This window comes from Paenibacillus sp. FW101-FHT12H11, from assembly GCF_058790355.1.
Map to the genome: position 1 here is coordinate 26,350 of NZ_JBYTCO010000016.1, position 17,138 is coordinate 43,487.

11 protein-coding genes are annotated in these 17,138 nt (G+C 48.4%); 3 read left to right on the forward strand and 8 right to left on the reverse strand.

Annotated features, from left to right (window positions below):
• Nucleotides 1-5: 5 nt before the first annotated feature.
• On the reverse strand, nt 6-3,245 hold the full coding sequence (locus AC3WTJ_RS35175) for a response regulator (protein ID WP_492526207.1): 3,240 nt from the start codon (nt 3,243-3,245) through the stop codon (nt 6-8).
• A 10-nt stretch (nt 3,246-3,255) separates the two neighbouring features.
• The gene (locus AC3WTJ_RS35180; protein WP_492526209.1) at nt 3,256-4,554 is read right to left on the reverse strand and encodes an EAL domain-containing protein; all 1,299 of its coding nucleotides are present in this window, start codon (nt 4,552-4,554) and stop codon (nt 3,256-3,258) included.
• A 285-nt stretch (nt 4,555-4,839) separates the two neighbouring features.
• On the opposite strand from AC3WTJ_RS35180, the gene AC3WTJ_RS35185 reads away from it, so the two are divergent.
• The 3 genes from AC3WTJ_RS35185 (at nt 4,840) to AC3WTJ_RS35195 (ending at nt 7,793) form a co-directional block, all read left to right on the forward strand.
• Nucleotides 4,840-5,529, forward strand: a complete 690-nt coding sequence (locus AC3WTJ_RS35185; protein ID WP_307719948.1) for a response regulator transcription factor — start codon at nt 4,840-4,842, stop codon at nt 5,527-5,529.
• Nucleotides 5,530-5,830: 301 nt separating this feature from the next.
• Nucleotides 5,831-6,661, forward strand: a complete 831-nt coding sequence (locus tag AC3WTJ_RS35190; protein ID WP_492526211.1) for a Ppx/GppA phosphatase family protein — start codon at nt 5,831-5,833, stop codon at nt 6,659-6,661.
• 139 nt (nt 6,662-6,800) lie between these two features.
• Nucleotides 6,801-7,793, forward strand: a complete 993-nt coding sequence (locus AC3WTJ_RS35195) for a zinc-binding dehydrogenase (RefSeq protein WP_492526213.1) — start codon at nt 6,801-6,803, stop codon at nt 7,791-7,793.
• Nucleotides 7,794-8,130: 337 nt separating this feature from the next.
• Here AC3WTJ_RS35195 and AC3WTJ_RS35200 read toward each other — a convergent pair whose 3' ends face one another.
• The 6 genes from AC3WTJ_RS35200 to kdpB form a co-directional block, all read right to left on the reverse strand.
• Nucleotides 8,131-9,804 carry a ribonuclease J gene (locus AC3WTJ_RS35200; protein WP_492526215.1) on the reverse strand — a complete coding sequence of 558 codons (1,674 nt, stop codon included), beginning with the start codon at nt 9,802-9,804 and terminating at the stop codon, nt 8,131-8,133.
• Between the two features lie 72 nt (nt 9,805-9,876).
• Nucleotides 9,877-10,572: a response regulator gene (locus AC3WTJ_RS35205; RefSeq protein WP_492526217.1), complete on the reverse strand. Its 696-nt coding sequence runs from the start codon at nt 10,570-10,572 to the stop codon at nt 9,877-9,879.
• Nucleotides 10,538-12,100 carry an ATP-binding protein gene (locus AC3WTJ_RS35210; RefSeq protein WP_492526219.1) on the reverse strand — a complete coding sequence of 521 codons (1,563 nt, stop codon included), beginning with the start codon at nt 12,098-12,100 and terminating at the stop codon, nt 10,538-10,540. Before AC3WTJ_RS35210 ends, AC3WTJ_RS35205 begins: the two co-directional genes overlap by 35 nt.
• Nucleotides 12,101-12,104: 4 nt before the next feature.
• On the reverse strand, nt 12,105-14,405 hold the full coding sequence (locus AC3WTJ_RS35215) for a histidine kinase (RefSeq protein WP_492526221.1): 2,301 nt from the start codon (nt 14,403-14,405) through the stop codon (nt 12,105-12,107).
• Nucleotides 14,406-14,479: 74 nt separating this feature from the next.
• On the reverse strand, nt 14,480-15,043 hold the full coding sequence (gene kdpC, locus AC3WTJ_RS35220; protein WP_492526223.1) for a potassium-transporting ATPase subunit KdpC: 564 nt from the start codon (nt 15,041-15,043) through the stop codon (nt 14,480-14,482).
• Nucleotides 15,044-15,071: 28 nt separating this feature from the next.
• Nucleotides 15,072-17,114 carry a potassium-transporting ATPase subunit KdpB gene (kdpB, locus tag AC3WTJ_RS35225; protein ID WP_492526225.1) on the reverse strand — a complete coding sequence of 681 codons (2,043 nt, stop codon included), beginning with the start codon at nt 17,112-17,114 and terminating at the stop codon, nt 15,072-15,074.
• Between the last annotated feature and the right edge of the window lie 24 nt (nt 17,115-17,138).

Sequence of the window (17,138 nt, forward strand, 5' to 3'; positions counted from 1 at the left end):
TTGCCTTATATCGTTGCGATGATTCGGTCAATCTCCAGCTGCACGCGCACAATCCCCTCTTTACATGTCTCCAAGTTGATTTCTTGCTCCATCTCTTTCTCGAGCACCAAGACAGCCGCTAACAAGGATTCGGCATAGAAATTCGCGGCCACTCCTTTCAGCGTATGCACCATGCGGCGAGCAACAGCATCTTCTTGATGGATGATAGGCGGAAGTAAATTCTCCGTGAAACAAGCATAATCTTGTTTAAACTTCTCAATCATGTATTGAAAGATATGGATCTTCTGATCGATATTCCGCAGCACACGCTCTGCATCCATCCCCTTAATCTGCAATAACCACTGCAAATCATGCCATTTCTCGAGCATATCGGCCAATTGTTTCTCATTGACGGGTTTAACCAAAATGCCATTAAGTCCAAGCTTTAGCATTTGCATCGTGTCTTTCACGAAACCGTTTGCAGTAAGCGCAATGATTGGAATCCGCTGCATTGGCTTAAGTTGTCTCAGCTTTTGCGTTGCCTCATAGCCATCCATCTCCGGCATATGAATATCCATAAGGATAAGCTTCCAGGCTTGCTCACCCACCCGTTCCAGAACCTCATAGCCATTCTGCGCAATTACCACCTCATAGCCCAGTTGCTGCAGAAGCTGCGTAATGACCAGTTGATTGATTTCATTATCTTCCGCCACCAAAATGTGCCCCTTGGACTGGAAAAGTGCCCCTCCTGCCATAGCCTCCTCTTTATCGCGATCACACCTCTTACGGGATGGCTTCTGCCCGCTCAGTACCTGCAGAACTTTGCGCAGTGACAACCTGCTTACCGGTTTCACCAGAACGGAATCCGCCTTCAACGCTTCAGGCAGCTCGCACATTTCTTCTCTGCCTTCCAGTGTCGTGAGCGCGATTACATGGGTTCGAGAGCGGTCCACCGCATTCAGCACACGCTGCCAAATCGCTTGATGCTGCATGGGATCCATTTGCATATCCAAGAAAATATAGCGGAACGCAGCATGTCCAGATCCTCCCTCTCCTTGTTCCAACGCCGCTAATAAGTCGGATACCGAGAGAACCGTCTTCGCCTCAAGCTGGAAGGAGCTCAGTAAATCGGATACATGCCGAGCCGCAATGGGATGATCCTCGGCAACGAGCACATGCTTGTTTTCTTGAGGCGGAACAAGCTGCCTGTAAGGAAGGTACATGTCATCCTCCGTCTGTTGATTTCGTCCGAACAACAGACTGAAGTAGAAACGACTTCCCGCCCCTAAAGTAGTCTCAACCCTGAGCACACCTCCCATGGACTGCACCAAATGCTGGCAGATCACAAGCCCAAGCCCTGTGCCTCCGTATCTCCGGCTAGTCGATGTATCCGCTTGCGAGAAGGGCAAGAATAGCTGTGACAACTGCTCCTTCGAAATTCCAATCCCCGTGTCCTCTACGGCAAAAGATATAATAATGCCTTCCTCCGCATATTCCTCAAGCTGCACTTGAAGCCGGATGTGGCCTTGCTCCGTAAATTTGATTGCATTATTCGATAAATTGATAAGTACTTGCTCTAACCGAAAAGAGTCGCCGCTGACGATATCCGGCAAATCCTCGGAAGTATCCAGCAAGATCTCGATTCGCTTGTTGCCGAGGGAGACGCTCGCCAGGTCGGCGACCTTTTGGAGTGACTCTTCCAAGGAGAAATCAACTTTCTCCAAAATTAATTTCCCCGCTTCAATTTTTGAAAAATCCAGAATATCGTTAATCGTCGCCAGCAGAACACTCGAAGAGGCGTCCATTTTACTCAAATAATCTTTCTGTAGAGGTGTTAACTCCGTTCGCTGCAGCAGAAGAGACAGCCCCAGAATACCGTTAAGCGGCGTACGAATTTCGTGGCTCATCCTCGCCAGAAACTGGCTTTTAGCCCGATTGGATTCATCCGCCTCTTCGCGCTTCTTGAGATCCGTAATATCGTGAACGGTCCCGGTGACCGCAATAATTTCCGTTCTTGTTTCATTGAAAAGGGGGGATAACGTGACATTATAGGTATGCTCAGTACCATCCGGCAGCAGAAAATTAATGGCGAATTGCTGCGTTTTGCCGTTGATGATCGATTGAGTGAAGGAGCGCTCCCATTTCGAAGGATTGTCCATGTGAATGACTTCGGTCAATTGCTTTCCTTTTACCTGATCAGACGTAAGTTGGTAGGTTTGATACATTTTAGAATTAGCAGAGGCAACGCTTCCATCCAGTCGAAATCGGAGAATAAAGTCCTCTGAATTTTCCACCAAAGTCCGGAACTGCTCGTCTCTAACCCTAACTTTCATCTGGGCTGCACGATGCTCCGACACATCCACCGCTGATCCGATGACCTCACTAACCGCGCCAAACTTAAAGATAGGCTGTAAAGTAACGAGGATCGTGAAGCCTTGACAATCATATTCATAGATGACTCTTTCGCCCGACCAAGCCTGTTCATAATAGGGCTGCAGAAATTCCGGAAACTTAGTCCCTAATATGCTGATTTCATGAGCCCTTTTCCCAATAAACTGACTCGGTCGCAAACCTAGCTGATAAAGTAATTGACCCTCAATCAATATATAGACAAAATGGCCCCTGTGCTTATGAAATTTAAACGTAAACCCCGGCTGTAAGCGAAGCATATCAATAAGTTCCTGCTCAACCTGCCGGATCAACAGCTTGTACTCCCGGGCGCGAATCAGATACCCCAGAAAACATGCTACAACCACTACACACACCATTTGGTAGGTGAGGTATGTTCCTATGACTTGAAGCGATGTATGGTACACGACCCACATCATCCCATAGTAGAACACATATAGAAAAGCTCCTCCAAATAACCATTTGGACCAATAAGTACGCATTTTTGAAAAAGTAAAGTTAGTCCCTATAACGGCCGCCAGTCCAATAAGGAAAATCGGCAGCTGGATAGAGTGCTCTATCGCAAAGCGCCATATCGATAGGATGAAAAAGGTAATGAGGATTGAAGGATATCCTCCCAAATAGGCGGCAAGCAGGAAACCTACACCGCGAAAATTAAGACCTATATGGCCATCAACCGTAATGCCAAAACTAACCAGAATCACAACCAGGATGCCATGGGTAAGACCCACATAAACTTTGTAGTACCACGTCGGCTTCTGATCCAATTTCGTCATAATGAAAAACTGTTCGACGAATAAGACAAACACGGTAATAATCGCAAAATTGGTAATCAAATCGCGCAGCAGAACAATCACCAGCCTATATTTAAATAACGATCTTGTTTGGTTTGTTTCGCGTATTAGAGTTCAGCATGTGCCCAATGCTTTCCGCTAGCACCGGCTTGCTGAAATAGTAGCCCTGCACGAAACGGCAGCCGCAGTCCCTCAGCACTTGAAGCTCCTCTTCGGTCTCCAGCCCCTCGGCCACTACGAGCAGATTTAAGTTCTTGGCCATTGTAATGACGGTGTTCACGATAGCCGCATTCACTTCCCGATGTTTCAATCCCTTAATAAACGACTGATCTATCTTCAACTTATCGATCGGAAAATCCTTTAAATAACCAAGCGAGCTATATCCGGTTCCAAAATCATCCATCGCAACGCGCACACCCAGCCTTTTCAGTTGACCCAGCGCATCTGCCGCCAAATTAACATCCATGCTCATGCTCTCCGTGATCTCGAGTTCCAGGTACTTCGGTTGTAAGCCTGTCTCCTCTAAAATCTTCTGAATCATCGCGCTGAGCCCGTTATCATTGAACTGTCGTCTGGATAGGTTGACGGCCATGAACAAACGGGGAAGACCCTCTTGCTGCCATTTCACGCTCTGTGTGCAAGCCTCTCTCAGCACCCATTCTCCGATCTCATGAATCAGGCCGCTTTCCTCCGCTACTGGGATAAAATCGCAAGGCGGCACCTGCCCCAAAGACGCACTGTGCCAGCGAATTAAGCTCTCTAAACCTACAATCCGGTTCGTATATACATCAACAACGGGTTGATATACGAGATGAAATTCCTCATTCGTAATCGCCTTACGCAAATGAAATTCAATATCCATTCGTCTTTGAAACTGGTCGTGCTTCGCCTGCAGCGAGCCAGAGAGCGCAGTTTCTACGATTCCTAAGGATTTGACTGGAGACTCATGCACGCTCTGAATGCCGTTTCGTATGGCCATTTTACAGCGTTCCAGGAAATAGATGACCATCGTTTCATGGGACATTGGCCCAGTAAGCATTTCTATATGAAAATAATCCGCAGCGCCTATCCTCATAGCCTGAATGGTCTGCATGGCACCTTCGGATGTATGTGTACTAAGCACTACAATAGGAATTGGACGATGATTCATAATGAGTTGAAGCGCATGAATCCCTGCCATGTCTGCCATTGCTAAATCGATGACCACCAAATCCGGCCTTCCAGCAAGCATACAATCCAATGCGGCATTCCCGTGTTTCGCCGTACCTGTCATGATGAACTGTTCATCTTTCTGAAAGATGGGCAGCAAGCTCTCGCTCAACTCATTAGAATCACTTACAATCAGGACTCCATACCTATTTAAAAGACCCACTTCATTTACACCTCCTACAAGCAATTTCACAATAAACCGTATTATCTCCTATTGTACTTTCCACTTATTAGGTAACTTACCTAAATGGTACGTTTTCTCATCCCTATTCGCTAACAATTTGCTAACAAATTCCCGATAAAAAGTGTATAAGAGCGATTTACACTTAATTTTCGACACCTTATAATAGGTTGAGCAAGTAAATTGTTAGGACTTTTGATCCCTCTGTTCATTCAGGAAAGAAATTAGAAAATAAACTTAGTTTGGGGGAGTTTATACTTGGACAGAGTGCTTTTAATTGAGGACGATGATATTATAGGTGAAATGGTCTGTATGTATCTGACAGAAGAGAACTTCTTAGTGCTTAGAGCCCATAATGGCCAGGAAGGCCTTGCCGCCCTTCGCGAATTCGAGCCGGATCTTATTCTATTGGACCTCATGCTTCCTGACTTTGAAGGCACGGACTTATGCAACTCCTTGCGAAGCTTAACGCCCGTTCCCATCATCATCATCTCTTCCAATTCCAAAGTCAGCGAGAAAGTTGAAGCGTTTACAGTAGGAGCTGATGACTACTTATGCAAGCCCTTCAGCATGCATGAGATGAAGGCCCGCATACAAGCCCTTCTGCGTCGATTCAAACAAGCTCATCCACCCGAAGAGCAGCTTGTCCAGCAAGTTGTTCCCGTACCGTCTGTTGATATGAACATTAATTTGGAAAAAAGAACGCTTTATGTGCGAGGCGAACCCATCGACATGACATTCTCCGAATTCGAGCTTATTCGGCTGCTGTACGAGCACCCTGAACGCGTGTACCGCCGGGAGGATTTGATTAACGCTTTGCGTGGCTTCGACTCCTATGTCAACGATCGTGCTATCGATGTACATATTACAAATTTACGCAGGAAAATTGAAGTCAACCCCAAAGAACCCAAATACATAAAAACAGTCTGGGGTGTAGGCTACAAATTTGTTTTATAAGCAAGAGGCTGTCTCCACGGTCCGAAACGACCTGGAGATAGCCTCTTATTTGATTTCCTTCAAATTTCCGGAGAGCCCAATTTGTCGGATAACCATGCAATCTGTTGAAATATGAATGCCATGAAACTTTTCCCATATTTTTAACATAAATTGGTTGACATAGAAATCATTAATCATTTATTATTGGATTTCTGAGACCTTTATTTGCTAGGAATAGTCAGATATACATCAGATGGCAACTAACTAAACAGGGATTCACAGTGCGATAACCATTACTAAAGGGAGTAACAGGTGAACTCTTATGAATAGTGATAAATTAATTTTGGATTTGGGCAGTCATAGCGCCAAAGTATTCAAGAAATCAGAGATTGGTATCGAACAAGTGGATGTCCTCACATGGGAGCTTTTGGAGAGCGAAGTCTGCCTTCCATCCATTGAAGATAAGCTCAAGTCCTTATTGTCCACACAAGGCTCCTTCTTGGAAGGCGCCCCCCTCGGAAACATTGAGGCCTTCGGGACGGAAGCGATGCGAAGGTCGCCGCACCTCTCTGAACATATGGAGGAGATTTGCAGAAATCTGCGAATTGCCTATCGGACGATCAGTCAGAAAGAAGAAGCGGAGCTGCTGCGCAAAGCGATAAGCGAATCGGATATCCCCAGCCACCTTGACGTCATCAATGCCGGAGGCGGCAGCATCCAGATTATTACCAAGGAGTGCGAAGCGCCTTATCTCATTCCTTTCGGCATTTCGGATCTTAATCAAGAATTCCAGTTACTTGGAGCGCCGCATCAAAGGCAAATAACGACCTGCATCAAATGGCTCTCCTCCCGCTTACCCGCATCACTGGGGCCGTTCGCTTACACCGGCGGAGAGAAAACGTATCTGCGCCATTTCGAGATCGAGCTTGAACAGGATCTCTACTGCTCAAGGAGCGACTTTACTCAACTTACCAGACAACTGGCTCATCTCGAGCTTTCAGCTTTAGAAAACAATTCCCCTTTCGATCCGAAATGGATGCGCGGCGCCATTGCCTCGAATTGTGTCGTCCTTGCCGGGCTAATTAAATCTGGCGCCAGCAAATTCATGCCCTCCGACCTGAATATCGCCCACGGTTTCATGAATCAATTATAATCGCGCTGCACGGTCCCTTTTTGACCAAATCTTTGTGTAAATTTGATGTTATCAAAACCTACCCGTTCACTGCGTATTATATAATACAGTGTACATTAACTAGTTATAATTACATCTACTGATAGGTGGGTACTTCCATATGGCACAAACGATGAAAGCAGCGCTGATTAAGACATACAGCGGGGTTTCAGGCATTGAATTCGGCGAAACGTTAATTCCCCAAATAGACAGTAACGAAGTACTCATCAAAGTGCATGCGGCCTCTATTAACCCCGCTGACTTATTATTTCTTTCCGGTAATTATGGCATTAAACGCGCATTGCCGTCGGTTGGCGGAATGGAAGGTTGCGGAACGGTCATTGCAACGGGCAATAGCCTCGTAGCCCGCATGTTGAAAGGAAAACGCGTAGCTTTCGTATCCGAAGTCTATGGTTCCTGGTCGGAGTATACGAAAGCAAGCGCCATGACCTGCATGGTTCTGCCCGACCACGTATCGGACGAGCAGGGCGCTGTCTTCTTCGTCAATCCGGCAAGCGCCATGGCTATGGTGAAGATTGCCAAACAGCATAAGTCCAAGGCCATCGTACAAACGGCAGGAGCCAGCGCACTCGGCAGAATCCTGGTGAAGCTCGGCAGAGAGAACGGCCTGGCCGTCATCAGTGTTGTCCGCAAGGATGAGCATGCGCAGCTCCTTAGAGAGATAGGCGGACAGCATGTCGTGAACAGCAGCTCCCCCGCCTTCGAAGACGAACTCAGACGGAAGTCTCATGACCTTGGAGCTACCGTATGCTTCGATGCCATTGGCGGAGACCTGACGGGGACCGTACTCTCGGCGCTGCCGGACGGCTCCACGTTGTTTCAATACGGCCTCCTGGGAGGCAGCACAACAACGATTAACGCAGATGATCTGGTTTTCCGCCGCAAGCGGATCACAGGCTTCTGGGCTTCCGACTGGGTGAAGACCCAATCTATCTTTGAGCTGCTCTCCCTGCAGGGCTCTATGAAGAAATCGGTCGGATCGCAGATCCAGACCGAGATTAGCCAAACGTTCTCGCTCTGTCAAACGGTAGATGCCATCCAACAGTACGCGGCTAACATGACCTCAGGCAAAGTGCTGCTGCGGCCTGTATAGAATTGCAAAGACTGTCCGTTGAGTAGAGTGATCTACTTGATGGACAGTCTTTTTCGTTGGGTGAGGTGCCGCGTGCCTATTCGCGTAGAATTGAGGAACTGCGGAGGCTGGCGGGCCAACTTAGAGGAACTACAGTCCGCTATTTCTGCAAATAGCGGGGATGCTTGGCCTGGAGGGGAACCACAGGGCGTTATTTCTCCACATTGGGCTAGGTTTCAGCCAAATGTGAAGAAATAACGGACCCTAGTTCCCCCTCCGCGGCCAAAAGGGCGCATTTCGTAGAAATAGCGCCCTGTAGTTCCGATTCGTTGGGGTGCTTAGTTGCCGCCCCCTCCCGCTAAAACTCCGTAATGATCGTGAGAATCACAGGTCTGCGGCCGGTTTTCTCATAAAAGAAACGTCCGAGCACTTCTTTCACATTAATTTTCAGCACATTCCATTGGTTTGGCGGGTCCTGCCCTGTCTGCAGCCTGTTCACCGTATCCGCGGCCAAAATGCTCGCTCGATCTATGAGATCCTCAGACTCACGCACATAGACGAACCCGCGCGAAATAATATCGGGTCCGGCTAAAATTTTGCCATCCGTTTTGCTGAGAAGGAGAACCACAATAAGGATCCCATCCTCCGAAAGCTGCTTCCGGTCACGTAAAACAATATTCCCCACATCGCCCAATCCATCGACCAGAGTGTTGCCCGCCGTGACCTTGCGGCTTTGCGTCGCCGCTTCATCCTTGATATCTACAACATCCCCATTGTTCAGGATGAAAATGTTAGCAGGCTCGACGCCAACGGACTCAGCCAAAATCCGGTGCTGATGAAGCATCCGATATTCGCCGTGAATCGGAATAAAATACTTCGGCTTCATGAGCGTCAGCATTAACTTGAGTTCTTCCTGGCTGCCATGGCCGGAGACATGCATGCCGGTCACTGAGCTTGAGCCGTAGATGACCTCCGCGCCAAGGCTAAACAAATTGTCTACCGTCTTGGAGACATTGCGCTCATTCCCAGGAATCGGCGATGAGGACAGGATGACCGTGTCCCCCCGATGGATTTCTACATTCCTGTAGTTTGAGCGAGATAGCCGGGATAACGCGGCCATCGGCTCCCCCTGGCTGCCCGTGCAGAGAATGGCGATCCGCTCGGAAGCCAAGCTGCCGATCTCTGCCGCCTCCACCAGCATCCCGTCGGGAACCGTCAAATAGCCCAGCTCGGAAGCTATTTTCACGACGTTGACCATACTGCGGCCCAGCAAGGCTAATTGACGATTCGTCGCTTGCGCGGCATCGATCACCTGCTGAAGCCTGTGGACATTGGAAGCGAAGGTGGCGATGAACACTTTTTGCTTCGCTTTATGAAAGGCCTCCTCGAGATGCTTTCCGACATGGCTTTCCGAAGGCGTATAACCCGGACGCTCCGCATTCGTGCTTTCGGATAAAAGCAGCATAACCCCCTTCGAGCCAATGTCCGCCATTTTATGAATATCCGGATATTGATTATTGACCGGTGTAAGGTCAAATTTGAAATCTCCCGTATGAACAACCGCTCCCTCGGGCGTATGAAAAACAACCCCAAGACAATCGGGGATGCTGTGATTGGTTTTGAAGAAAGTGGACGTGATGCTGCCAAGGTCCACCGTGGAATCGGAGGTGATCTCGAACAGCTTGGTATCTGCTAGCAAACCGGCCTCTCTCAGCTTCACTTCAATGAGCCCAATCGTTAAGCGTGTTGCATAGATCGGCACATTGATTTGTTTGCGGATGTATGGAATGCCCCCGATGTGATCCTCATGTCCATGCGTAATAACCAGAGCACGGACTTTATCGCTATTTTCAAGCAAATAAGTAATATCAGGAACAATGAGATCAACGCCCAGCAAAGTTTCGTCCGGGAATTTAGAGCCGCAGTCGATAACGACAATGTCATTGGCATATTGGACAACGTACATATTTTTACCGATTTCATTAATACCGCCTAAGGAGAAGACCGATAATTGCTGATCCAGCTTGGTCACCTTACTTACCCCCTGTGTCGCTTTCATTTGCGTTAATTTCCCACAAGTGATGTAAGGCTATACAAGAAGGTGTTATTCCTGCCAAGCAAAACGGTAACCAATCCCCGGCTCCGTCAAAATATAACGGGGTCTTGTCGAATCTTCTTCGATTTTCTTCCTCAAATGGCCGACGTATACCCGTAGGTATTGGCTGTCGGATTCATACTGCGAACCGCCCCATACTTGCTTGAGCAATTGGCGATGCGTCATTACGCGACCGTTGTTGAGGGCCAGCACTTTTAGCAAATCATATTCCGTAGGCGTCAATTTGAGCTTCTCTCCATGGAGTTCAACGATTCGTTGGGATAAATCAATCACCAGATCCCCTAATTTCAACACAGGTTCATCTTGCGTCTTCGCGATATGGCGCAGAGCAACCCGCATACGTGCCATAAACTCGCCCATGCCAAAGGGCTTAGTCACATAATCATCGGCCCCTCGGTCCAAGGCAGCCACTTTATCCTGCTCCTGGTCTTGCGCGGTAAGAATAATGATCGGGACCTGCGACCATTCACGAATATGCTGCAGCACGTCCATCCCTGTCATATCGGGTAATCCGAGGTCCAACACGATGAGATCCGGCCGAACCATCGTGGCCTGCAATAAACCCTCTTGGCCCGTTGCTGCTTCCGTTACATCGAAGCCATGCGCGTTTAACGTTACTCTTAGCAGCTTGCGAATTTGCGCCTCATCATCAATAATTAAAATTTTCGCCCCGGTTGCTGTCATGCTCATCCCCCTGTTTCTCAGCGAATTGTAACGGCAAACTGATATGAATAGCCGTTCCTTTGGGCTCATTTCTTTGGGCTACGATCTGCCCGCCATGGGCTTCCACGATGCTTTTACAGATCGCAAGCCCGAGTCCGGTACCGGGGATATGTTTCGTTAATTGTCCCCGATAAAACTTTTCAAAAATCCGATCCAAGTCCTCTGCCGCGATGCCCGCTCCCTCATCCCTGATGGTCAATTCAAGCGTTTCCCGGCGCTGCGCCGCTTCGATCACAATTTCGCTGCCCTCCGGCGAATACTTGATGGCATTGCTGATCACATTAATCAGCACCTGCTCGATCAGCACATCATCCAACGGGACGGAAGGTAGCTCCGGAGCAAGCCGAATGCTCACCTTCCTATGCTGCAAAGCATCCTTCAGCTGAGCGAGCGCGACTCCGACAATATCCTCGATCCCGCACCACATCTTATTCAACCGCAGCATGCCGCTTTCAATTCGAACCATGCCGAGCAAATTCCCTACTAGCCTATTCATCCTTGTTGACCCTTCACGAATCGTTAGCAGCAGCTCACGCCGGTCTTCAGGACTAAATACAGCTTCGCTTTCTAACAGCCCCGTCACAGAGCCTATGATGGTAGCTAGCGGTGTGCGCAGCTCATGAGAGAGCGAGTCAAGCAGCGCCGTTCGCAGCTTCTCAGACTCGGCAGTCAATTGCGCCACCTTCGCTTCATTCGCCAGCTTGACGCGGGAAATCGCAACAGCCACCAGATCCGAGAGTGCTTCTATGAAGCGAATTAGCTCCGGCATCTCCGTTAACGGCCGCTCACCGACATACACAGCTAATACGCCGTGAACTTGATGATCTGTTTCAAGCGGGACATAGAGTGTTGAGGACTCCCTCAACGAGTGTGTGCCACGCCCCGCGCTCGCATGATGATTGTAAACCCACGCCGCGATAGACAAGTGGGATTCATCTGTCACCCATTCCATCCCATCCTTGGAATAGGCCCCTACTTGCTGTTCACCCAATGGATTGGGTAATAGAATAGCAGCTCTTGCGCTTAATGCTTCGGAAACATGCTGTACAATCTGATTAAGAAGTCCTTCTAAATCGGAAATGGCCGTAATTTTACGGCTTAACGCATACAGGGCAGCCGTACTGGCTTCACTCTGCTGAGCTTGATGAATCTGATTGCGAAGCTTCGAAGCCAAGCTCGCCGTGAGAGCAGCAACCGATATAAAGACAATAAATGAGATCAAATAACGCAAATCCGCAACTGTAAGGCTAAATACAGGAGGGACAAATAAGAAATCTAAAGATAATACGCCGATTGCCGCTGCAAAAAAGGAAGGCCCCCTTCCCCAACGCACAGCACTAAAAAGAACGGGAAGCAGATAGAAAAGAGAGACATTCACCAAGCCTAAAAAGTCGCTAAAAGCTTTTAAAAATAAAGTGACCACAGCAATAAAAAGAGCTGTCATCACGTAGGATTTCCATCTGATCCAACTATTTGTTTTATTCATCATGCTCTCATTTTACCTTATTTTCTGCGGATTGCCATAGATCGTAATCGGCGACAATGAGCACATCCATTTGGGAAGCAAGCGGCAGCAGTTTCTTCACTGTAGCGTCTTTCCACACAATGATTTGCGTGGCCCCCGCCACACTTGCTTGAGAGGCAAACATAGCCGGGATGGCTTTACGGGTCATCACTTCTTGATACACAAACTCGCCCCCAAGCCTAACCGTCAGCTTCTCCAGCGTTTCCAGCTTAAGCTTCCATTGCTCGCCACTCCCCACTGCAATAAAACTTACGTACCAAGCTGCTTTCAGCCGGTGTGCGATTCGAAATCCCCGGCGAATGAGGCGGTCCGCTTGTGATATCTCCGTGATGCAGACGTAAATAACCTCTTTTCTCCGCCATGGGCCTCGAAGGGAGTTCTTGCGCTCCATAGATTCCAGACGTTCATCTACATCATCAGCAATTTCACGTAAAGCCAGTTCGCGTAGAGCAATCAGATTACCCGTTTTAAAAAAGTTGTTCAACGCTTGATCCACTTTGATCATCGCATAAATCTTGCCTTCCCTCATGCGAAGCTGTAAAGCTTCAGGAGCCACGTCGATTAATTGCACTTCATCGGCCGCCCGAAGAATGCTGTCAGGCACCGTTTCGCGAACCCGGATTCCGGTAATTTGCTCGACGGCATCGTTTAAGCTTTCCAAGTGCTGAACGTTAACCGTAGCGATGACGGATATGCCTGCTTCCAAAAGTTCCAGCACATCTTCGTATCTTTTTTTGTGTTTACTGCCGGGGACATTCGAATGGGCTAATTCATCAACTAAAATGACTTCAGGCCGCGCCTTAATAATGGCTTCCGTATCCATCTCCTCAAGCCTTACGCCTTGATAGGCAATTTCCGCCCGAGGCATAATGGCTAGTTCCCCGATCTGCTCAACCGTCTCTTTTCTCCCATGCGTTTCGAGCAGCCCGACCTTCACATCGATGCCCTTCTTGAGCAAATCATTGCCCTCCCGCAGCATGGTATATGTTTTCCCTACACCCGGGGCGGCGCCAATATACACTTTGAACCTTCCCCGTTTGATTTTCTCGATCTTGGCTTGAACCTCTTGCCTGCTCAGACGCTTATATTTGTACGGCTCCTTCGATACCTGCATGTGGGCAGGAAGAATGCGCTCCCCATCCCGTGCGGCACGATCAGCAACCAGGAACACATCGATATTCTTAACTCTTTTTAAAATGCCATTGATCACAGATCCTTGCCAAAAGGTTTGCCACTTGGTTTGTTTGGAATGCCCCAAGACAATACGGGTTACTTTATGATGGATGGCATAATCAACCAAGGCTTTAGGAATACAACGGCGAAATCTTAGCGGAAGCTCCTCGAACTTGCCGCCGACTTTCTCGACAAGCTTCATAATCGACCTGCGAAAAGCAGAGGCTTCCTTCGAAAGCGGTTTATTGAACTTACGCAGTGTCACAACATGAAGATCACCGTTCAACCGCTTCGCGATCTGTTGGCCTCGCCGCACATAAATGGAACCGTTCCAATGATATTGGGCGGTTACCAGGATGCGCTCTGTGGCGCCTGAAGGCCCCAGAATCCCCATCTGTTCGCGATGCGCTTCCAGCGAATCGTTAACGTCCTCTGCAACGAGACGCAAGGCTAATTCTCTTAATACGCCTAAGTTGCCTCTTTTGAATAAAGCGGTGTCTTTATTTCCCTTGAGATGCCCTTCTTCCAGTCGATTCAGAATCATTTCTGGCGTTGCATCAATTAAGCGAACCTCATCGGCCAGCTCCAGCGTATCTGCGGGCACACAGTGCCCCACTTCAATCCCCGTCAACTTATGTGCGACTTCCATCGCGGCTGCCAGCTCATACACATTCACAGTGGTTATCACACTAATATTGTTAGCTAGCAGATACTTGATATCATCCAGGCGCGTAGGAAAACGGGCATCCGGCCGATTCAGATGAGCCAGCCCGTCTACAAGCACAACTTCCGGATTTCTCTCCATTAAAGCGTCCAGATTTAAATCCTTTTGCTCGGTGCCGTCCTTCATCCAATGAATGCTCGGTACTCTTTCCAAATCTCCTAATTGTTCCACGGTTTCTGGCCTTTGGAGCGTAGATACCGCGCAGATGACCACATCAATCCCCTGCTGCCTGAGATTATGCCCTTCCCGCAGCATATGGTACGTCTTTCCTGAGCCGCTGACTGCGCCAATATAGATTTTCAAACTCCCGCGATGCAATTTGGAGATGGATAATAGAATTTCTTCCGGCGTTTTCCTTTTAAAACCATCCAATCCAGCATCCTCTCCTTTCTCCTCAAAATGACGCAGAAACCACTCTCGACCTATCGAGAGTGGTTGTCAGCCCCTTACAACTTCACTTGTTTAAGCAGCTCTATATTCAGTTCTGTTACATTCACCCTTGGCTCACCGAGAAAACCGAGCTGTCTGGTTTTTGTAAACTGATCAACGAGACCGTTAAGCACGTTCTCCGCAATTCCTGTTTCTTTACTAATTCTAGGCACTTGGGCTTTGGCCCCTTCCGGTGACAAATCCGGATCAAAGCCGGAGCCGGACAGCGTGACTAAATCAGCTGGAATGTCGGTTAGGCTAGGATTTTCCTTTTTCAAAGCATCTATCTTTTCTGCCAATGCCGCTGCATAATCGCTTGAAGCTACCGCCATGTTGGAACCGGAAGAAGCTTTGGGATCATACTTCGCCGTAGATTCCCTTGGGTGGAACAGCTTAGGGGACTCGAAGCTCTGAGCCAGCAATTCCGACCCGATTACCGTTCCGTCGGATTCAATCAGGCTGCCATCCGCTTGCTTGGGGAATAAGACTTGAGCCACGCCGGTCGTAACCAGCGGATAAATGAGCCCGCAAACGATCATGAACAATATAGATACACGAATTGCTATAAAAACCGATTTCATGACGCTATCTCCTCGTTTCTCTTTCTCTTTAAACGATATTTAATCCGTGAAGTATCATATCGATGATTTTAATCCCGATGAACGGTACGATGACCCCGCCAATCCCATACAGCAGCACATTGCGCGACAATAAGCGATCCGCTGACATTGCGCGATACTTAACGCCCTTCATCGCAATTGGAATCAGCAGCGGAATGATGATGGCATTGAAAATTAAAGCGGATAAAATAGCCGATTCCGGCGAGGCCAGATTCATAATATTCAAGGCCTGCAGCTGCGGCATCGCCAGGATAAACATCGCTGGAATGATCGCGAAATACTTGGCGATATCATTCGCGATGGAGAAGGTCGTTAAAGCTCCACGCGTGATCAGCAGCTGCTTCCCAATGGAAATAACGGAAAGCAGTTTGGTTGGATCCGAGTCCAGATCGATCATGTTAGCGGCTTCCTTCGCCGCCATGGTGCCTGAATTCATCGCCAAACCTACATCCGCTTGCGCCAGAGCAGGAGCATCATTCGTCCCGTCGCCTGTCATCGCTACGAGCTTGCCTTCTTGCTGTTCCTTTTTAATGGCAGCGATTTTATCTTCCGGTTTCGCCTCTGCAATAAACTCATCTACACCGGCTTCAAGAGCAATTGTTGCAGCTGTCAGCGGGTTATCGCCCGTACACATGACCGTTTTGATCCCCATCGAGCGCAGCTCGGCAAACCGCTCCTTCAAGCCCGGTTTTACGGTATCTTTGAGGTAAATAACACCGTAAATTCGCTCATTAATCGCTACAGCAAGCGGAGTGCCTCCAGCCTTAGCAATCCGGTTCGTAATGGTCTCCAGATCATTAGGGATTTTACCGCCTAAAGCTGTTACATATTTTTTGATCGCGTCAACAGCGCCCTTACGTACTTTAGAGCCTCCTACGAGATTAAGCCCCGACATACGTGTCTCAGCCGTGAACTCGACAACTTCCGCACCTTCATAAGCATTTGTTTGCCAGGATTCGCCAAGTTTATTGGCAAGCTCAACAATGGAGCGCCCTTCCGGTGTTTCATCTTTGACCGAAGCTTGAAGAGAAGCAAACGTGATGTCTTTGGCTGTCACGCCACTTACAGGAACGAATTCAGACGCCATACGATTCCCGAAGGTGATGGTTCCCGTTTTATCTAAAATCATCGTATCGATGTCGCCTGCGGCTTCAACCGCTTTACCGGACATCGCAAGCACGTTAAACTGCGTTACACGGTCCATACCTGCGATACCGATCGCGGATAAGAGACCGCCGATGGTTGTGGGAATCAGACAGACCAGCAGCGCAATAAGTGTGGAAATCTCCAGTTTTACATTTAAATATTGGGCCATTGGCACCATGGTCATAATGACGATCAAGAAGATCAGCGTTAATACAGCAAGCAGTGTTGTTAAAGCAATTTCATTCGGCGTTTTTTGCCGTTTCGCGCCTTCAACGAGTGCAATCATACGGTCTAAGAAAGATTCGCCTGGATCAGTCGTCACTTTGACAACGATATAGTCGGATGCTACCCGTGTACCGCCGGTTACGGACGAGAAGTCGCCTCCCGCTTCCTTAATAACAGGCGCCGATTCACCAGTAATGGCGGATTCGTCAATGGAAGCCAAGCCTTCAATAATTTCCCCATCGGAAGGAATGATCTCACCGATTTCAATACGAACGATATCACCCTTACGTAGTGTCGTAGAAGACACTTCCTTATAAGAGCCGTCCTTTTGAACCAGACGAGCTTTCGTATCGGACTTCGTTTTCCGCAGGGAATCTGCCTGAGCCTTACCGCGCCCTTCCGCCAGTGCTTCCGCAAAGTTAGCGAAAAGCAGTGTAAAGAGCAGAATCAGGAAGACCGCGATATTATAAGCCCTGCCTACTTCCGTCGAGCCGAATAGATCAGGTACAAGGGATAGCAGCAAGGTAATGACGGTTCCTACCTCAACCACGAACATCACCGGATTTTTAATCATTACCGCTGGATTCAGTTTCTTGAATGAATCCACGATAGCTTGATTGACAATTTCTTTTGATAAAGTTTTTTTACGTTCCACAGCCATGTAAATCCTCCCTCTCTATTACGT